At 37.0% G+C, this 19,271-nt stretch carries 18 protein-coding genes; 15 read left to right on the top strand and 3 right to left on the bottom strand.

The window, feature by feature from the left end; all coding sequences use genetic code 11:
- The first annotated feature begins 274 nt into the window (after positions 1-274).
- Complete coding sequence (locus V7097_RS18365) at positions 275-1,231, top strand: ABC transporter ATP-binding protein (protein WP_335705093.1); 957 nt, start codon at positions 275-277, stop codon at positions 1,229-1,231.
- 3 nt (positions 1,232-1,234) lie between these two features.
- Positions 1,235-2,749, top strand: coding sequence for an osmoprotectant update ABC transporter permease/substrate-binding subunit OpuFB (gene opuFB / locus V7097_RS18360; RefSeq protein WP_335705092.1), 1,515 nt, complete (start codon positions 1,235-1,237; stop codon positions 2,747-2,749).
- A gap of 107 nt (positions 2,750-2,856) precedes the next feature.
- Here opuFB and V7097_RS18355 read toward each other — a convergent pair whose 3' ends face one another.
- Both V7097_RS18355 and V7097_RS18350 read right to left on the bottom strand, forming a co-directional pair.
- On the bottom strand, positions 2,857-3,213 hold the full coding sequence (locus V7097_RS18355; RefSeq protein ID WP_335705091.1) for a GIY-YIG nuclease family protein: 357 nt from the start codon (positions 3,211-3,213) through the stop codon (positions 2,857-2,859).
- Positions 3,214-3,234: 21 nt separating this feature from the next.
- Positions 3,235-3,990, bottom strand: a complete 756-nt coding sequence (locus V7097_RS18350) for a DUF2087 domain-containing protein (protein ID WP_335705090.1) — start codon at positions 3,988-3,990, stop codon at positions 3,235-3,237.
- Positions 3,991-4,299: 309 nt separating this feature from the next.
- Between V7097_RS18350 and V7097_RS18345 the strand changes: the two genes are divergently transcribed.
- From V7097_RS18345 to V7097_RS18330, 4 genes are all read left to right on the top strand, one after another.
- Entirely contained in the window at positions 4,300-4,497 is a 198-nt protein-coding gene (locus tag V7097_RS18345; RefSeq protein ID WP_335705089.1) for a glycine zipper domain-containing protein, read from the top strand.
- A 275-nt stretch (positions 4,498-4,772) separates the two neighbouring features.
- Positions 4,773-5,351, top strand: coding sequence for a hypothetical protein (locus tag V7097_RS18340; protein ID WP_335705088.1), 579 nt, complete (start codon positions 4,773-4,775; stop codon positions 5,349-5,351).
- 389 nt (positions 5,352-5,740) lie between these two features.
- Complete coding sequence (locus V7097_RS18335) at positions 5,741-6,985, top strand: MFS transporter (protein ID WP_335705087.1); 1,245 nt, start codon at positions 5,741-5,743, stop codon at positions 6,983-6,985.
- 168 nt (positions 6,986-7,153) lie between these two features.
- Positions 7,154-7,477 (top strand): hypothetical protein, encoded by a 324-nt coding sequence (locus V7097_RS18330; RefSeq protein ID WP_335705086.1) that lies wholly within the window; start codon positions 7,154-7,156, stop codon positions 7,475-7,477.
- Between the two features lie 70 nt (positions 7,478-7,547).
- On the opposite strand, the gene rsgA is transcribed toward V7097_RS18330, so the two are convergent.
- Positions 7,548-8,606 carry a ribosome small subunit-dependent GTPase A gene (gene rsgA, locus V7097_RS18325; RefSeq protein WP_335705085.1) on the bottom strand — a complete coding sequence of 353 codons (1,059 nt, stop codon included), beginning with the start codon at positions 8,604-8,606 and terminating at the stop codon, positions 7,548-7,550.
- 585 nt (positions 8,607-9,191) lie between these two features.
- Here rsgA and V7097_RS18320 point away from each other — a divergent pair.
- The 9 genes from V7097_RS18320 to V7097_RS18280 all read left to right on the top strand — a co-directional run bounded on the left by V7097_RS18320 (position 9,192) and on the right by V7097_RS18280 (position 18,801).
- Complete coding sequence (locus tag V7097_RS18320) at positions 9,192-10,313, top strand: ABC transporter ATP-binding protein (protein ID WP_335705084.1); 1,122 nt, start codon at positions 9,192-9,194, stop codon at positions 10,311-10,313.
- 2 nt (positions 10,314-10,315) lie between these two features.
- Entirely contained in the window at positions 10,316-11,254 is a 939-nt protein-coding gene (locus tag V7097_RS18315; protein ID WP_335705133.1) for a carbohydrate ABC transporter permease, read from the top strand.
- Positions 11,251-12,066 carry a carbohydrate ABC transporter permease gene (locus V7097_RS18310; RefSeq protein ID WP_335705083.1) on the top strand — a complete coding sequence of 272 codons (816 nt, stop codon included), beginning with the start codon at positions 11,251-11,253 and terminating at the stop codon, positions 12,064-12,066. Before V7097_RS18315 ends, V7097_RS18310 begins: the two co-directional genes overlap by 4 nt.
- A 39-nt stretch (positions 12,067-12,105) precedes the next feature.
- Complete coding sequence (locus V7097_RS18305) at positions 12,106-13,470, top strand: ABC transporter substrate-binding protein (RefSeq protein ID WP_335705082.1); 1,365 nt, start codon at positions 12,106-12,108, stop codon at positions 13,468-13,470.
- A 136-nt stretch (positions 13,471-13,606) separates the two neighbouring features.
- Positions 13,607-14,461, top strand: coding sequence for a glycerophosphodiester phosphodiesterase (locus V7097_RS18300; RefSeq protein WP_335705081.1), 855 nt, complete (start codon positions 13,607-13,609; stop codon positions 14,459-14,461).
- Between the two features lie 178 nt (positions 14,462-14,639).
- Positions 14,640-15,515, top strand: coding sequence for a cell division protein FtsQ (locus V7097_RS18295; RefSeq protein WP_335705080.1), 876 nt, complete (start codon positions 14,640-14,642; stop codon positions 15,513-15,515).
- Entirely contained in the window at positions 15,505-17,214 is a 1,710-nt protein-coding gene (locus V7097_RS18290) for an ABC transporter ATP-binding protein (protein ID WP_335705079.1), read from the top strand. Before V7097_RS18295 ends, V7097_RS18290 begins: the two co-directional genes overlap by 11 nt.
- On the top strand, positions 17,207-18,019 hold the full coding sequence (locus V7097_RS18285) for an energy-coupling factor transporter transmembrane component T family protein (protein ID WP_335705078.1): 813 nt from the start codon (positions 17,207-17,209) through the stop codon (positions 18,017-18,019). Before V7097_RS18290 ends, V7097_RS18285 begins: the two co-directional genes overlap by 8 nt.
- 14 nt (positions 18,020-18,033) lie before the next feature.
- Positions 18,034-18,801 (top strand): PHP-associated domain-containing protein, encoded by a 768-nt coding sequence (locus V7097_RS18280; RefSeq protein WP_335705077.1) that lies wholly within the window; start codon positions 18,034-18,036, stop codon positions 18,799-18,801.
- Positions 18,802-19,271: the final 470 nt, after the last annotated feature.

Genomic DNA, 19,271 nt, shown 5'->3' with positions numbered 1-19,271 from the left:
GGATTAGTTAAGAACCACCGATAACATAAACTCATACTCCATTAGTTAAGGAATTTTTTTACTTACTATTCCTTTATATCCTATGTTCTTTTTAGAAGTCAAGTGCAAGTTGGTTTGAATAATTCAATAAAGATGCATGTTCTTATGAAAAACGTGATATACATGCTAATGTTATGTAGTATTAGTTAAGACTAGTAGTTGTGGTACGTTCAATGCCCAAGTCAAGTGGTGAGAGTTGTAAATAAGTTATCCTATAACAAGGAGAAATCGTTCTATGATTAAATTTGAAAATGTATCTAAAAGATACCCAGATGGAACAGTTGCTGTTGATTCATTATCGTTTGAAATTCAGCAAGGGGAATTTGTGGTCATTATCGGACCAAGTGGTTGCGGGAAAACGACGACTCTAAAAATGATCAATCGGTTAATTCCTCTAACAGATGGTACTATTTTTATGGATGGGAAAAAAATAAGCGAATATGACATCCATGAATTGAGATGGAATATCGGATATGTCCTTCAACAGATTGCCCTTTTTCCGCATATGACAATAGAGGAAAATATTGCGATTGTTCCTGAACTGAAAAAATGGAAAAGGGACAAAATTAAACAACGAATTTCTGAACTTATGGATATGGTTGGTTTAGAATACGAAACATACGCTAACCGAAAACCAAGTGAACTGTCTGGAGGACAACAGCAAAGAGTTGGTGTTATCCGGGCGCTTGCTGCCGATCCGGGGATTATACTAATGGATGAGCCATTTAGTGCCTTGGATCCAATAAGTCGTGAAAAACTTCAAGATGAACTATTAAAGTTAAAGAAAAATCTCAAAAAGACCACTGTTTTTGTCACCCATGATATGAAAGAAGCATTAAAACTAGCAGATCGAATCTGCATAATGAAGGACGGAAAAATTGTTCAAATCGGAACACCACATCAACTGACTTCAAGTCCTTCAAATGATTTTGTGAAAGAATTTGTCCGAGGGAAAAGTGAAAATGAGGATATTGATTTTAATTTGGAAGATTTACTTCAACCGGTAAATGGAAATGAAGTAGAGAAAACCTCTTCTGTTATCGTATCTTCCTCAACTCCAATGAAAGAGATTTTGGATCTCTTATCCCAACATGAACAATTAACGATAGAAAAAGATGGAAACCTAATCGGATATATTGATCGCGGGTCGGTTATGAAGTATCTATCTACAATATTGGAAAAAGGGGGCTGACAAATGAACGATTTTATACAAGAATTTCTGGGAAGAAAAGATCAATTAGTTAGTTCTTTATTAGAACATGTCCAGATTTCTTTTATCGCCCTTTTCTTTGCAGTAATCATTGCGATTCCGCTTGGAATTTATTTAACAAGGCATAAAAAGGTAGCAGAAGGGATAATCGGCATAACATCGGTGATTCAAACCATACCTTCTCTAGCTTTGTTGGGTATCCTGATTCCTTTATTTGGTATTGGACAAGTCCCGGCAATTATCGCTTTAGTTGCCTATGCATTACTACCTATATTGAGAAATACATATACAGGGATTAAAGAAGTTGATTCCTCATTAATTGAAGCGGCCCGCGCGATGGGAATGAACTCAAGAAAAAGATTAATAAGGGTGGAATTTCCGCTAGCAATGCCTGTTATCATGGCCGGGATTCGGACAGCAATGGTGTTAATCGTAGGTACAGCCACACTTGCCGCATTAATTGGCGCTGGAGGGCTTGGGGATATTATTCTTCTAGGAATTGATAGAAATAATACAAATCTGATTTTGCTTGGAGCCATACCAGCCGCACTCCTTGCGATCCTATTTGATTATTTACTAAAAAAGTTTGAAAATCTAACATATAAAAAAGTCCTTATTACCCTTGGTACGATTGGACTATTGGCTTTCGCTATTATCGTCGCTCCGTTTTTTGGACATCAAGATCAAAAAGTTGTGATTGCCGGAAAGCTCGGTTCAGAACCTGAAATATTAATTAATATGTATAAAATCTTAATTGAAGATGAAACAGATTTGCAGGTTGAATTAAAACCAGGTCTGGGCAAAACGTCTTTTGTCTTCAACGCACTTAGATCTGAGGACATCGATATTTATCCGGAGTTTACTGGAACAGCCATTTCAGAGTTTTTAAAAGAAACAGCAAACAGTACAGATCGCCAACAGGTCTATCAACAAGCAAGGGATGGATTATTGGAGCGATTTAATATGGTCTTGCTGAAACCAATGCAGTTTAACAACACATATGCCTTGGCAGTCCCAAATGATTTTGCGGATGAATATGGGCTAGAAACCATTTCCGATTTGAAAGGTATAGAAGATAAAATTAAAGCTGGTTTTACATTGGAATTTTCAGACCGTGAAGATGGGTACCTTGGTATCCAGTCACTATACGGTATTCAGTTCCCCAATCTCGTAACGATGGAGCCGAAATTACGCTATGTAGCAGTCGAATCAGGTGAGATTAATTTAGTTGATGCCTATTCAACTGATAGTGAGCTCCGACAATATCAACTTAAAGTGTTGGAGGATGATCAGCATTTGTTCCCTCCCTACCAAGGGGCTCCATTATTACGTGAAGAAACAGTTAAGAAGTATCCGGAAATCGCAGATGCTTTAAATAAATTATCAGGGAAAATAACGGATGATGAAATGAGAGAAATGAATTTCCTAGTGAATGTAGAAGGATTAAGTCCTTTTGAAGTTGCTAAGGAATATTTGGAAGCACATGGATTAATAAAGTAGGATGCTTTCGCACAGGGGGACACGGGACAGGTTCGTGTCCCCCTATTTTTTTACAAAAAGGTTGTAAATATTTCCTGGGGCAATATACCTATCCCTCTGACACTTAATTAACGGATCTTTTTCTTGTTGTATCCCCGTTCTTCATATGGTTGAAGCTGGTCTAGCCATTTATACTCAAGTTCTAACAAGGCTTCTTTTTCATTAAAATACGGTTCATCTTTCTTTTTGAGTGTTTCTAATATATCAATACTGAATGCACTCGCACCATATTGTCTCCAGTCTTCTTGTAGCTCTTTATTCATAAGTGAGCCTGCCTCTAAACTAAATTTTAACCCATTTAATGTTTTGAAATTTTTGGTGCTACCGATAAATACTTTTCCATTTTGAGTATTTTTTATTTGATAAACACCAGCCTCAATTGGTGTTTCCTTATATTGTTGTTTCAATTCCTTTTTTCGATCCATTGTAGACACTCACTTCCAACTTTATTTTTTCAGCCAATATTGACTCCCATCGGCCTTTCTTTCTAAAAAGCCATAACTAATTAAATATCTCCTAATTAAGACATAATCATCATACATATCCCTTATAACCTGATTAATTTCTTTTTCCGTATAAATCATATCCGTTTCAAATCGCCTTGTTATTTCTCGAAGGATAATCAACCTTTGTTTTTCTTTTGGTGGGAATTTTATTAGTCGTCCATTGATCCCTTCAGGTAAAAACTTTTTAGTGATTTCTTTTTGTTCCTCTTCCGTAATAGCATAGCGATCATCAACCATTGTTGCTGTTTTATGTGGAGGGACAAAAGCTGGCGCATGCTGATCTTTTTCTTTTAAAAGCTCCATAATAGCTAAAAAGGTCCTTGCTTGACGTTCTTTCTCTTTTAATGCAAAACGATGATGCCTAATTGTAGAGGCGCTGCCGATCCCCATCTCAGTCTGAACTTCTTTATCACTTTTGCCCTGATAAAAAAGACGGAGCAGGTGATTCTGATGATCGGTAAGCCCTGTCAGTTTTTTATCAAGCCCAATTAAATAATCAAATACTGATTTGTGGGAGCCTTCAATATGAACACGCATATATCTCTTGGCTTCATAAAAAATTCCCTCATGAGGATAAATGATCCCTTTTTCAATTTTCTCGCCACATAAAAGGCAAAAATATGAGTCTGACTCTTCAATATATCCTTGTTTAAGCTCTTCTAATGACGCATTCCAAAAGCTTTCTGAAATATCCACTATTCAAACACATCCAATCAATGTTTAAAATATAACAAACAAATCATTATATTATTTGGTATTAAAAATATTAACCAAAAAACCACTTGTTGTCAATCAATCAAACAAACAATGCATTTGAATGTTTGTGCATATACAAACAAAATATAAAAATGTCGAATTATAAAAAAGAGATCCTAAATTGTACTTTAATCGAATTGGGGAAATGAGGAAATAAACACTTGATAATTACGTAGCGACTTTGAGCAAACTACCTTTTGAGGGAAGTGTGAAGGGCAAAAGCATTTCCCAAAAGAGGAGGTGGGATAATTGGCTGATAACAAACGAAATCGAGATGATGTCACTGCTGGTGAGGCACTAGGAACGGGTGCAGGTGCCACTGCGGGTGCTGTAGTAGGATCTGTGTTAGGTCCACTTGGTACAGTTGCGGGAGCTATTGCCGGCGGGGCTATGGGAAACAAGGTGGGCGAAGGTGCCGATGAGGCGGTAGAACAAGAGGAAAGATAAAAGTTCTACCTATACTTAATATTGCCGCAACAAATTGATAAGTAATGACATTATGCGAGACTGAATCCAATAAGGGTTCAGTCTTTTCTTCGTTTTTCGGTATGTCCTTAAATCTAACTTCTTCCATTTAAATTTGTGAATAACAAAAAATGACTCCATTTACTTTTTGAAATACGACCAGCGACCTAGGTATTATTTAGTCTCAGGTTGGTTAAACCCATTCATTTTATTTTATATGATGAACACATGATTTCATTATGATGGGGAGAATGATTATGTCAAAAAAGAAGGTGTATATACTCTTAACAGATACAGGTACATTATTTACAAAGTTGATAAAGCTATATACGAAAAAACCATATAACCACGCGTCAATATCCTTTGATTCCGAAATGTCAGAGGTCTATAGTTTTGGAAGAAAGACAGCTAGAAACCCATTTATCGGTGGATTTGTAAAAGAAGATGTGAAGAAAGGATTGTTTAAAAAAGCAGATTGTGCTATCTATTCTTTTACAGTCACAGAAGTTGATATACAAAAGATGAAACGCTATATAAACGAAATTGAAGCACAAAAGGAATATTATCGCTATAATTTATTAGGATTATTTGGGGTTATGTTTAATAAACCATTGAAAAGAAAAAAAGCTTTCTTTTGTTCTCAGTTTGTTGCATCCGTACTGAATGAAGGTGACAGCGTTAATTTTGAAAAACCTCTATCACTTATTGCACCGAATGACTTACAAAAAATATCTAGATTTCATCCTATGTATGAAGGAAAGCTAAACGCTTATTATAATAATCGTGTATGTGAAAAAGTATGTGTTCCTTTCCAATTCATACCTATTGAAAGGTGAATTATGTTTCCTTTAATAAAATGTAAAAAGCACATGCTTTAAATCTGTACCTTTCTCCCTAAGCCTATTGTATTAATGTGACCGATTTGTTATGATTTTAACATCTAAGAAGAAATGGAGGTTTTCCTTGTGACAGCGTCAATTAGATTACGATTCCCATCTTTCATTCGTTAATTAAATACGTTTGAATGCTCTGCCTATTTTCAGAGCAACGGGATTGGTCTGTCTATTTTTAAGGAAACCTATATTTAACGGTTGTTTAAAAGAGGGGACGAGGATTCCCTCTTTTTTGTTGTCTTAAAAATAAGAATGACGTAGAGCGGTACGATGTTTATGGATGTAGGAGTGAACCAAATTTTAAATATTTTATAGAAATGAGTTGTTAGTAAATGAACACTATAGACAATAATCTTAAGGAGAATTGGTTAAAGAATATAGTTCTCTTTTTAAGTAGCCAGTCAATCTCACTTTTTGGATCGTCCTTGGTTCAATACGCCATTATGTGGCACATTACTTTGAAGACGGAATCTGGTTTGATGATGACGTTATATATCATTTGCGGTTTTATTCCAACCTTTATTTTGTCACCCGTTGCAGGGGTATGGGCGGATCGCTATAACCGAAAAATGCTGATTATTTTAGCAGACTCACTTATCGCAATAGCAACTTTAATCCTTGCAATTCTCTTTTTAATGGGATTTGATGCAATCTGGCTGCTTTTTGTGATGGCAGCGGTTCGTGCCTTTGGAACGGGGATTCAAATGCCAGCTGTCGGTGCTATTCTACCGCAAATTGTACCTAAGGATAAACTAACGAAGGTAAACGGAGCAAATGGAAGTATTCAAGCTATAATTATGTTCATTTCCCCGATGGTTAGTGCAGCACTATTAGGGTTCACGTCGATTGAAATGATATTCTTTATTGATGTCATTACGGCAGCAATTGCAATTTTCACACTGCTTGTCTTCTTAAAAATTTCTGTCCATGAGAAGGCAGCTGAAAAACAAACAACAAGCTCCTTTAGTGATTTTAAAAAAGGATTACAATATGTAAATAACCATAGTTTTTTAAAGACATTTTTCCTATTCTTTGCAGTATTCTTTGTATTAATGGCACCAGCAGCATTCTTGACACCATTGCAGGTTACACGTAGTTTTGGTGGTGACGAATGGCGATTAGCAGCAATCGAAATTGCCTTCTCCATTGGCATGATGGTTGGTGGAGGAATAATCGCTTCATGGGGGGGCTTCGATAATAAAATTAAAACGTTGGGGTTCGCAAGTGTAATTATGGGTGTCTGCACATTTGCACTTGGTATTGTTCCGAATTTTTGGGTTTATTTTGCCTTCATGGCTTTATTCGGGGTTGCCATGCCAATTTTTAATACACCGGCAACCGTTTTGTTACAGGAGAAAGTAGAAGAAGATTATTTAGGGCGAGTCTTTGGTGTAATGGGGATGATTTCAACCTCAATGATGCCACTTGGAATGCTAATCTTCGGTCCAATTGCAGATTTCATCAAAATTGAATGGCTGCTAATTGGAACTGGAATATTCATTATCGTACTAGCCGTTTTCCTTGGTCGAAATAAAGTATTACTTGAAGCGGGAAAACCTGCATTAGAAGAATCTTAAATTGTTGAAAACGAGGGACAGACCTAGATATAGGTTTGTCCTTTTTCTTATAGCTCACTACATAATTCAACTTCAATTTTCCTACCTAGCCTATAAATGCCACCTATATTTTAAAGGTTCTTACACAAAATAATATTGGTACCTTACTTTGATTGGAGGGCTATATACATGAACTACACCCAGATACTTTCTTCGTTATTTAAAGTTTTAAGTAGTCAACGTTTCTTTAGAGCTTTTGCAAGAAAAAGAAGAAACAATAAAAGCTGGATACCGATTTCTATCTTAGGTATAACGATTTTAGGGATAGTGGGAGGTAGGAATCAAAAACTAAGACAACCACTACAAAATGGATATAAAAAAGTGAGTAAAACAGTAATTAATAAATTCCAAGCAAACAAAAATCCATTTCAAACTAATTTCAATATGGCAACTGAAATTGCTGAAGAACTTAATCCAGATACCTTAGGTATAAAGAATAGAGACGATATGTAGATGGTAGGGACGCAGGGACAGGTACCGCGTCCCCACCATTTTTTTATAGGTTTAAAAGATCAAACATTATCTATTTTTTATTATTTTTTTGGGAGCTCGAGATTTGCTTCCACTTTGCTTTTTCTGCTATTGCAGCACGCCGATTGCTTTTTCTTTCTAAAAAGGCGAGCTCCTTTTGCAGCTTTACATAGCTTGCGTATCTGCCTTCATCCAACCTACCTTCAGTAAGTGCCTCCTGGACAGCACATCCAGGCTCCTTCATATGTGAGCAATCTCTGAAGCGGCAGTTTTCGAATAGTTCTTCTATATCGGAAAAGCTTTGATGAAAACCCTCATTAGCATCCCAAAGCTGTAGCTCGCGCATCCCAGGTGTATCCACTAAAATTCCACCACTATCTAAGACTATTAGTTCTCGATGAGTCGTTGTATGCCGTCCGCGACCATCATCTTCGCGAATCGTTTGGACATCTTGTTTATCCTTGCCTAACAAAGCGTTGGTGATTGTTGATTTTCCAACACCTGAGGATCCGAGTAATGCAATCGTCTTCCCTTCGCATATATAAGGGGTAAGTTGCTCCATCCCGATATTTTGTTCAGCACTTATGGCGTGGGTTGGCACGCCAAATGCGACAGACTCAACCTGTTGAATCTTTTCCTGCACATCATCACATAAATCAGCTTTGCTTAAAATGATCACCGGATTTGCTCCGCTTTCCCAGGCCGTTAACACATATCTTTCAATCCGACGAAGATTGAAGTCAGCATTTAATGCATTAACGAGGAAAATTGTATCAACGTTTGCGGCCACGATTTGTTCCTCAGTTGTTCCTCCGGCAGCCTTCCTGGAAAACTTACTTTTTCGAGGCAAAATACCATGAATCGTTGCTTTTTGTTCATGCTGTCTTGCACTAATCACAACCCAATCCCCTACAGCCGGAAAATCCTGACGTTCTAATGCTTGAAACCTTAGTTTGCCGGACACCTCCGCCATTAGCTCGCCATGTTCAGATAAAACCCGATATAGCCTTTTATGCTCTAATGCAACTCTTGCAACTTCGAATCCTTGTTGTTTGTATTCTTCAAAAGTCTCTTCAAAATATGAATTCCATCCTAATATTTGTAAATTCAATTGTAACGCCTCCAATTTTAATGTAAAAAAAATAAACCGCATCGAATACGGTTTATTTCAATTGAAAAAATTCATTCAATAAATAAAAAACCATCGACTGATAAATGGCAGCCCATGGTTGTGAATGAACAAATAATAAAATGGATTATGCTACAATCTTACAAATGTCAAGACTCACAAATTCCCACGGGCTGTACTATGAAATTTAGTTTATAAACATTTAGAATTCTTTTCATGATACACACCCCCTTATGGGAAATTTTTGTAACTTACAATAATATTGTAAATGCTTTCTTTTCTATTGTAAAGAGTTTTTGTAGTGGCGTAGGGTCAGGTACCGTGTCCCACCATTTTTTTTGCAAATAATAATATTTAGGATGATGTATACCTGGGACGATGGACCTGTCCCTCTGTCTCGATGTAAATAGTGCATCGGGCTTATTTATTGTGAAAAATTCGTTTAGTTTATGAAGATAAATTACGGTTATTCAATCCTATGTAAATGTTTGTCAATAATCTGTAAATCCGCTTTTTTTGAGTACTAATTGTGGTTTAATGATTTTGTAATTAGGAAGGAGGTTTGGCATGAGTCAGGTTGAATTGGCTGACATCTCTAAATCATACGATAAACAAAAGGATGTATTGGATGGTATTAATGTTTCGATTGAGGAAGGTGAGTTTTTCGTACTTGTTGGTCCTTCTGGTTCTGGGAAGAGTACGTTGCTTCGAATGATAGCAGGACTTGAAGAAATTTCTGGGGGGATATTGAAGATCAAAAATGAAGTAGTGAATCATCTCCCACCGAAAAATCGGGATTTATCCATGGTCTTTCAAAATTACGCATTATATCCACATTTAACGGTTGAACAAAATATTTTGTTTGGATTAAAAGCGAGAAAAGTGGATAAACAAGAACAGCAGAGAAGGCTTAAAGAGGCAGCAGAAATGCTAGGCTTAAGCGAATTATTGAAGCGGAAACCAAGGGAGCTTTCCGGAGGTCAAAGACAACGGGTCGCACTTGGACGGTCAGTTGTAAGTCATGCCCCATTATGCTTAATGGATGAGCCACTCTCTAATTTGGATGCAAAGCTTCGTGCAAATATGCGGGTTCAAATACGTAGATTGCAAAAACGCTTGGGGCTAACCATGATCTATGTTACTCATGACCAAGTCGAAGCGATGACGATGGGTGACCGAATTATGGTCTTAAATGAAGGTAAGATTCAACAAGTTGGTAAACCGATTACCTTATATAATGAACCAGAAAATTTATTTGTTGCGTCTTTTATCGGTTCACCAAAAATGAATTTAGGGAAGGCTGTATTTTCGGAGGATGGTACACAGCTCATAATAGAAAATCAATTACATATATCATTTGATCCAATGATTGTAAAGGATGTGCGGAGAGATCGGAACTTAGTTGTTGGTATTCGAGCAGAGCATTTATTTTCAGGCTTTGAAAGTGAAGATCACATTACATATTTGGAGGCAGTGAATATTGAACAATTAGGAAATGAAACATCCATTGCTTTTGATGTTGGTTCAGAATTATGGACGGCAAAATGGCCAGGACAGTGGAATATCCAATTTGGACAAAGTGTGCCTGTGCAAATTTTACCCCAATACATACTGTTCTTTGATGGAGATACAGGTAAGTTACTTAAATCTGCTGAACTTGGGAAGCAACAAGAGGTTTTAGCGATATGAGTATGCTAAGTCCTATCATTGAAAACAAAGAAACCTTTTCAGTTCAAATTGAAAAAGCAAAAAAACAAAAACGGATGACTAGTTTGCTTAAAGGAATTCTATTTTTATTACCATCGATTGTATTGTTTAGTGTTTTCGTGTTTTACCCCTTGTTTAAGACAATGTATCTAAGTTTCTTTTTGACAGATGCAAAGGGAGCAACAACCGTATTTGTTGGGTTGGAAAACTATCTGTATATGTTTTCAGATCCTATTTTTCTAAAAAGCTTTAAAAATACTTTTTTGTTTGTAATTTATACGGTACCTGCAACGGTGGTTATTAGTTTGTTTCTAGCCGTTATTTCCAATGAAAAACTAAAGGGTATTGGCTTTTTTAGGACCATTTTCACCTCAACCATGGGCGTATCGGTTGCTGCTGCTTCCGTATTTTGGCTGTACTTATTCAACCCGACAATGGGGTTATTAAACCAAATACTTAAAAGTTTTGGAGCAGAGTCGATTGGCTGGCTCACAGATCCAAAATGGGCAATGATCGCGATTGCGATTACTACGATTTGGATGAATATTGGGTTCACATTCTTAATTTTGTTAGGTGGATTACAGTCCATCGACACTTCTTTATATGAAAGTGCTGATATTGAGGGCTCAGGTTATTTTTATAAGTTTAGAAGAATTACGGTTCCAATGCTTTCACCGACCTTATTCTTTGTGATTACCGTCTCCATTATCAATTCGTTCCAAACATTTGGGCAAATTGATATTTTAACCCAAGGTGGACCAGCGAATGAAACGAATTTGATTGTGTATTCCATTTACCGTGAAGCATTTGTGAATTATCAGTTCGGCTCAGCTAGTGCCCAGGCAATCGTGTTATTCATTCTTATTTTATTGATGACTGCACTGCAATTTAAGCTGGGTGAGAGGAGGGTCCACTATCAATGAAGGTGCCATTGGGAAGAAAAGTAATCTTCTATCTATTATTGATCGTTTCAGCGATTCTAATTGCCGGACCGGCGGTAATGGCGATTGTCATGAGTTTCATGACGAACCAAGATATTTTAACGGCCAGTTTGCCGACCACACTAACAGTAGATAATTATGTTGCAGCTTTTGAACGATTTCCTTTAATTCAATATTTGATTAATAGTTTTGTAGTGTCGATTGTGATTATGCTTGGACAATTGGCATTATCCAGTCTAGCTGCCTATGCCTTTGTATTTTTAGAGTTTAGGGGAAGAGATGTTTTATTTTATCTTTTTATTGCGACAATGATGGTTCCTTTTGAGGCGTCCATTATTCCAAACTTTCATATTATCCGTGATTTAGGTTGGCTTGATAGTTATGCTGGGCTAACGATTCCATTTTTTGCAACAACCTTTGGAACATTTTTGTTACGTCAGAACTTTAAACAAATACCTAAAGAATTAAGGGAAGCAAGCCAAATTGCAGGAATTGGTGATTTCAAATTTTACTTAACAGTCGTATTACCTGTAACAAAGACAAGCTTAGTTACATTAGGCATATATGGATTTTTAACATCGTGGAATATGTATCTTTGGCCACTATTAGCCACCACCAACGATACGGTTCGTACGGTACAAATTGGCTTAAAGCAATTACAGACACAGGAACAATTAAATGATTGGGGCGTTATTATGGCAGGCGCAGTTATCGTGATTATCCCAACATTAATTTTACTTTTCTTAGGACAAAAGAAGCTACAAACAGGTTTAACAGAGGGCGCTGTAAAATAACAGATTCCTCGACAATATCATAAAAGGGAGCGAGAAAAAATGAAAAAAATACTGATGTTTCTTGCAGTAGGTTTGCTTTTACTATTGGCAGCTTGTGGAGGAGATTCTACTTCTGGAGATAGCTCCAATAACACGAATTCAGGTAAAAGCTCAGATTCTAAAGAAAATAGTGAGCAACAGGTTGTGACATTCTGGCACTCTATGGGTGGTGCGGGTCAAGAAGCATTAAATAGTATTGTTGATGACTTCAATAATTCACAGGAAAAGATTCAAGTAAATGCGGAATACCAAGGTACCTATGATGAATCATTAACAAAATTTAATGCCGTTGCGGGTACTGATAGTGCACCAACAATGATTCAAACTTTCGAAATTGGAACGATGTCTATGATCAATAGTGGAAATATCAAACCGATTCAGGAATTAGTAGATGCTGATGATTACGATATGAGTGGATTAGAAGAAAACATTATTAATTACTATTCATTAGACGGAACATTTTATTCTATGCCGTTTAACTCGTCTACACCAGTTATGTATTATAACAAGGATGCCTTTACTGCGGCTGGTTTAGACCCAGAAACACCACCAGCAACATATGAGGAAGTAGAAGCAGCAGGTAAAGCAATTGCTAAATCGAATCCAGAAATGAAAGGCTTCGCTTTGCAAGCATATGGTTGGTTATGGGAGCAATTATTAGCAAACCAAGGTGCTTTACTACTGAACAATGACAATGGTCGTTCAGATACACCAACTGAAATTGGCTGGACAGAAGAAGAAGGAAAGTCCATTTTTGAATGGGTTAAACGAATGGTTGATGACGGTACATTTGCGAATTATGGAACAAATGGAGATAACATGGTTGCTGGATTCTTAGCAGGAGATGTGGCTATGTTCTTACAATCTTCAGCAAGTGCAAGGGATGTTATCGATAATGCTCCATTTGAAGTAGGGATTGCATTCCTTCCACACCCTGAAGATAAGGAACGTGAAGGGGTCGTAATTGGTGGAGCTAGTCTATGGATGATTGATGAAAAACCAGAAGCAGAAACAAAAGCAGCATGGGAATTTATGAAATATTTACAGACTCCAGAGGTTCAAGCTAAATGGCATGTTGGTACAGGCTACTTTGCCATCAACCCAAATGCATACGAGGAACAATTGGTAATTGATGCGCATGCTGAAAAGCCACAATTACAAGTAACAGTAGAACAATTACAAGCAACTAAATCATCTTTTGCGACACAAGGTGCTCTAATGGATATGCTTCCACAAGGAAGAAAAGTGATGGAAACAGCACTTGAATCAGTATACAATGGCGGCTCTGTAGATGAAGCCTATACTACAGCAGTAGACCAATTTAACAAAGCAATCGAACAAGCAAACAAAGCAAGAGCAAAATAATCGATTGGGACACGGGGACAGGTACCGTGTCCCACCATTTTTTTACAATAAGGATACCAATAATAGTGTTGATGCCATGCTTTTCTTTCGTTTCAAAATTCTTTTATACAATATTGCAAGGAAGGGAAGGTTATCGATGACAAAAATTTATGGGCACCGTGGAGCAAAGGGGATTTATCCAGAGAATACGTTACTCAGTTTCAAAAAAGCAATTGAACAGGGTGTTGATGGATTGGAATTAGACGTCCATTTGACAAAGGATGGGGAAGTTGTTGTGATTCATGATGAAACCCTTGATCGGACAACAAATGGAGCGGGATGGATTAAAGACTTGAACTTGGCTGAAATCAAAGAATATAGTGCTGGAAAACCGTTTGTTCACTTTAATGAATATGAACAGGATTGGGATAAAGAACAGGTTCCAACACTAGAAGAGGTTTTAAAATTATTGGCTCCGTATGATGTTGAACTTAATATCGAATTAAAAACCAGTTTAGTACCTTATGAAGGAATTGAGGAGAAGATTCTAAAAACCGTTGAACAGTATGGGGAAAATAGGAATGTTATTTATTCTTCGTTCCATTTACCATCGATTTTGCGAATGAAGCAGCTTAATTCAAGTGTGAAAATAGCTTGGTTACTAAATGATGGCATCGCCCTTCCTTACGATTATATCAATGTATTAGATTTAGAGTCTTTACATTTAAACAAAACCATTCTCTTACCGAAGCAAGAAATATTTCAACAGCTACTACAATTTAACAAACAATTCCCGATGTACCTACCAATAGAAATTCTCAATTACCTCAACAAGAGAGCAAATGAGGACAACAATTCAGGTTTGCAAGTGCTTTACGATAAGGTAAGAGTCTGGACTGTCAATGAACCAGATGAAATTGAAAGATTACTTAGATTGCAAGTCGGAGCGATTATAACTGATTTTCCCGATAAGGCAATACGTATAAGAAATGAACAGATGAAGTTAGTTTAAGGGGTTAATGGGACGCGGGGACTGCGTCCTATTATTTTTTAAAAATAATTCCTGGGACGATGAACCTGCCGCTCTGTCCCGTTCTTTACTTTACTTTACTCTAAATCCAAGAAATGTTAATACAAGGTTAATACTAGATGCTTACAATGGGGGTATAAATGATTAGGAGGAAAGTTACATGATTAAAAAGCCGTATGAATTAACGCAGTCTCAAAAGATGATGGTCTTTATTTTATCTATGTGTCTTTACGGGTTAAGCAACATGTTTACAGAATTGGTTCCTTCATTAAACCTTGGTCCAATTGAATTGCAGATTGACGCTTTTGCATTTATACCTTTAACATTATGTATTTTATTCCATCCGCTTTATGCTGCAATTGGTGCATCAACGGGTGAAATTATTTTTGGCGAACTCATGCTTGGACAATTTGGTGGGATCGGAGAAATTGAAAAATTCATTCTGTTTTCTCTTGGAATGGCAATCGGCGGAATGCTGGTTCGCGACCCTAAAAATATAAAGCAGGTAGGATTTGCGGCGATCACAGGCTATGGTATTTTTCTTGTAATTGCCACATTGGTAGATATCTTAAAGGTAGTTATCGGGGTAGAGGATTTCGAAGCAGTTGAAGGCTTAGCTGAGAGTATTTTCGTTGTTGAAGGCGTAGAATTTCTAACGGATTTAATCTTTACTGGAACATTATTTGTTTTACTACCAACGATGTACCTTGTTCCAAGATTATATGGAAAAATTGAACCATTATTAGGGATGAAGCCTCGTACAAGTCAAGTTCGTATTTCTGCAGGAAAGGTATTTACACCGAAGTTAATCATTACAAGCATTTTATTAGCGGCTGTAGCTTTCGGTGCGGAAACACTAAGTGAAATGGATATTGAATTTGCTGTCTGGGAGCCAGAGTTTGTTGATTTATATGGTGACAAGGTGATTTGGATTGTGATCGGTGTTGCTGCTGTTTTCTCATTGGCCATCATTTTATTTTTACTAAAAAAGGGCAAAGAAACGAAGGCTGATGAGGATATCAACCGTGCAGGCTAACCCATTAGTTGAGATTCAGAATGTAAGCTTCCAATATCCTGGTAGTGATAAAAAAGTGTTGAATAATGCTTCCTTAACGATAGATGAAGGGGAGTTCGTCGCGATTATCGGTGGAAATGGTTCAGGAAAATCAACACTTTGCAAAACAATCAATGGACTTATCCCCCGATTTTTTGTAGGTGAATTTACCGGTAGTGTCATCGTAAATGGATTAGATCCAACTGAACATGATGTGGCGGAGCTTTCAAAAATAATTGGGTATGTGTATCAGGACTTTGAGAATCAATTATTACGCCCGACAGTGATCGATGATGCTTCATTTGCCCCATTAAATTATGGGTTAACGGATTTTAAAGAGCGTGGAAAATGGGCCTTAGAAGTTACAGGTCTCTCTGATGTAAGTGATGAGTTTACATGGCAATTAAGTGGAGGGAAAAAGCATTTACTTGCTTTAGCCGGTGCAATTGCGATGAAACCAAAAATACTCATTGTTGATGAGCCTGTTTCACAGCTTGATCCTCAGCATGCTACGCAAATATATGATGTGCTAAAGCATTTAAATGAAGTATATGGAGTAACGATTATCACCATTGAACACCATGCCGAATTTATTGCGAATTATTGCAGCAAGGTCGTCTTAATGGATAAAGGAAAAGTATTTTGGAAAAAGAATGTCCGAGATGCTCTATCGAGTGTAGAAGATTTAATATCCCGACAAATTTATCCACCACAGGTCACCTTAGCCGCTTATCGTCTACATCAAAACGCTGACTACCCGATTACATTGGAAGAGGCGGTGGATTATTTTAGAGGTAATACGCCTAGTTATGTAGAAACATTTACGGCGGAACAAGAGACTAAAGAGGCTGTTCTATCTTTGCGTGATATAACAGTTCATTATCGTACCATTCGTAAACAAAAAAAAGCAGCATTAAGAGGGATTTCTACTACATTTTGCAAGGGAGATAAACTTGCATTAGTCGGGAACAATGGCTCTGGTAAATCAACTCTCCTAAAGGTGATCAGCGGGATTGTCAAACTTACAGAAGGAGAGTTGGAGTTTTCTAATCTTCCTATCAAGAAATACACACCTGAAATTCTATCGAATCATGTAGCATATATCTATCAAAATCCTGAAGAGATGTTTATCGATGATAGTGTTCGGAAGGAAGTTGAATATTATTTGAAGGCAAGAAAAATACAGGATTATTCAGAACAAGTGGATCAGATTTTGGCTGATTTCGATTTAACTGACCTTCAGGATAGAGATGCTCGATTACTAAGCGGTGGTCAACAACGACGTGTATCCTTGGCGATAGGTGTAGCGATGAGTCCATCAATCATTATTTTAGATGAGCCAACTGCGAATTTAGATATTGCCACGAAAAATAATGTAATCACGATGCTTAAGAAGCTAGAAAAGAAAGTTGACACGATTATTATTGCTACTCATGATATGCAGCTCGTTGCAGAATGGGCAAATCGCATTCTTGTCATGCATGATGGTGAATTAATCAAAGAAGGCTCAACGGCAGACATATTTGGAAATGAAGATATTTTGAATCGTGCTGGTTTAGTCGTTCCACAGATAGTTTCTCTAAGTAATCAACTCCAAATTCCATTACATTTAACCGTCGATTCCTTTGTGGAATGCTGGGATTTTGCAGAAGAACGAGGTGAATTAGTTGGAAATGGATAAGTTTTTCCAAGATAAGCTTTCCTTGGAATATATTAAACATGAACTTGTGAAAACAGCCTATAGTGTTGAAGACAATCTATTAACTAGGCTTGACCCACGCGTGCTACTCATTTGGTATTGTTATTTTGCAATTGTGCCGTGGTTTATTTATAGCCATATTATTTTAATTGGATATTTTTGTTTTATGGTGTTCCTTACCTATAAAGCTAAGGTAAGTCCGCTGATTATTACAGTACTTGTATTAGGGCTAATTGGGGAAGTAGGGCTCTTGTTTCTTATTTCTTTATTATTTGGAGGTAATTTTGCGGCGTTGCTCCCAATGTTTTGGTTAAGTATTAAACTAGCATCTATTTCTCTAGCAAGTGTTTCTGTTTTTAGTAGTATGAATCCAGAACGTTTTAGTGATGCACTACTGAGACTAGGGTTCCCTGACAAACTTTCATTCAGTATTGCTTATGGGTACCGTATTTTACCCACTTTATTTGAAGAGTTTCAACAAATCATTCTTTCCTATCGACTTAGAGGAAAGGCGCCTGAACGGAGTGGAATCCTATATTGGCGTAAGATTGTGTATTTCTTATTCATCTTTATTCGTTCCTTTTATCCATTAATCTTGAACACAGCAAAGCGTTCGAGAACAACAGTAGAAGCATTAGAAACAAAAGGCTTTACATATGGAACGAATAATCACAAACTCATTCAATTAAAAACGAGTTATTTAAAAACAACCTATAATGATTATGCCTTTATATTGATTACCTTTTTTTATTTGATCATAGTGCATAGCTTACATTTTGTTTTATAAAGGAGTGCGTAAAAGTGAGATTTGACTTTCATACACATGGAAAACTATCAAAGGGATTTGACTTTTCAATTGATTACTATATAAATATGGCGAAGCATGCACTTGATAGTGGGCTAGATGCCGTAGCGTTAACAGAACATTTTAATACAAAAAATTTTCATGAGGTTTATGATACGTTAGATGAAAGCTTTCCTTATGAGGATGGCTATTACAACGTTTTAGGGTTAAAGGTCTTTCCGGGAATGGAGGTAGATATCCAAGAGGTTGGTCATATCTTATGTATTGGTGATCGTGCTGATGTGAGGGCCTTACGTGAGAGCTTAGACAACTATACCGAGGAAGGCAGATTTGTTCCGTTTGAAAAATTATTAAACTTTATATCTATGTATGACATGCTGGTCATTGGTGCTCATCCTTTTAGACCAAGTACACCATTGCTTGGTTTAGAACCGTCTTTACTTGAGCAGCTGGATGCTTTCGATTTAAATGGGAAGGATTTACACAAGCGTGGAATTGATGAAAATATAAGCGATGTTTTCTCATTTGCCGAGGAGCTTAACAAACCAGTTGTAGGTGGAAGTGACACGCATCATTACAAGCAATTTGGTGCGGTCTATACAGAACTCGAAAAACCATGCTCAAACATTAAAGAATTAAAACAGATCATTTTAAACGGAGAATTCACAGTTGAAATTGCTGAAGACTTGCACGAAAGAGTCTCAGAAGCCGTGCGTTTAAAAAAGATAGAAAAAGCGAAATTAGAAATCGAAAATGTGAAGTAAGAGTGAGGGACGTGGTTAAAGGCTGCGTCTCTCTTTTTTTAGGGACGAGGGGACAGGTTCAATCCTTTGAGACCCTCTCACTTATGAATTTCCCTTCATCTCCATAAATCATCCGGACTTCATTCCATGGGTCAGAGGGATAGATTAAATTTTTATTTTTGTGAATTATGTGTTATATTTAAAAAATATTTTCAAATAACTGTACTGTTTCCAGCATGAGGAAGTCGATGCAGCAAAGTTTATCTTGATATTTCAGAAAAGGGGGAATAATTGAATTGTTTAACTTTATTCAGGAGAAATCCTCTACAATAAGAGGAGGATGAATGCAGAATGAGTAAACAGTTCAGTGGGGGTCCAAACCCCGACTGAATAAAGTTAAAGCCTCCGGCGGATGCCACGATTTTTCAATGGTAGTTTTTCGAGCAGTAAGATTAAAGACTAAAAACGCCACATCCTGATGTCTTCGTCTT

The organism is Bacillus sp. JJ1562 (genome assembly GCF_036962705.1).
In the GTDB taxonomy this organism is placed as follows: domain Bacteria; phylum Bacillota; class Bacilli; order Bacillales; family Bacillaceae_L; genus Ferdinandcohnia.
Note: the sequence above shows the minus strand (reverse complement) of the source record. Positions and strands in the feature narration are given on the sequence as shown.

Bases quoted from the DNA above. Each gene is read 5' to 3' on its own strand.
- V7097_RS18365 (WP_335705093.1), top strand. From the start codon at position 275: ATGATTAAATTTGAAAATGTATCTAAAAGATACCCAGATGGAACAGTT.
- opuFB (WP_335705092.1), top strand. From the start codon at position 1,235: ATGAACGATTTTATACAAGAATTTCTGGGAAGAAAAGATCAATTAGTT.
- V7097_RS18355 (WP_335705091.1), bottom strand. From the start codon at position 3,213: ATGGATCGAAAAAAGGAATTGAAACAACAATATAAGGAAACACCAATT.
- V7097_RS18340 (WP_335705088.1), top strand. From the start codon at position 4,773: ATGTCAAAAAAGAAGGTGTATATACTCTTAACAGATACAGGTACATTA.
- V7097_RS18335 (WP_335705087.1), top strand. From the start codon at position 5,741: ATGAACACTATAGACAATAATCTTAAGGAGAATTGGTTAAAGAATATA.
- V7097_RS18330 (WP_335705086.1), top strand. From the start codon at position 7,154: ATGAACTACACCCAGATACTTTCTTCGTTATTTAAAGTTTTAAGTAGT.
- V7097_RS18320 (WP_335705084.1), top strand. From the start codon at position 9,192: ATGAGTCAGGTTGAATTGGCTGACATCTCTAAATCATACGATAAACAA.
- V7097_RS18315 (WP_335705133.1), top strand. From the start codon at position 10,316: ATGCTAAGTCCTATCATTGAAAACAAAGAAACCTTTTCAGTTCAAATT.
- V7097_RS18310 (WP_335705083.1), top strand. From the start codon at position 11,251: ATGAAGGTGCCATTGGGAAGAAAAGTAATCTTCTATCTATTATTGATC.
- V7097_RS18305 (WP_335705082.1), top strand. From the start codon at position 12,106: ATGAAAAAAATACTGATGTTTCTTGCAGTAGGTTTGCTTTTACTATTG.
- V7097_RS18300 (WP_335705081.1), top strand. From the start codon at position 13,607: ATGACAAAAATTTATGGGCACCGTGGAGCAAAGGGGATTTATCCAGAG.
- V7097_RS18295 (WP_335705080.1), top strand. From the start codon at position 14,640: ATGATTAAAAAGCCGTATGAATTAACGCAGTCTCAAAAGATGATGGTC.
- V7097_RS18285 (WP_335705078.1), top strand. From the start codon at position 17,207: ATGGATAAGTTTTTCCAAGATAAGCTTTCCTTGGAATATATTAAACAT.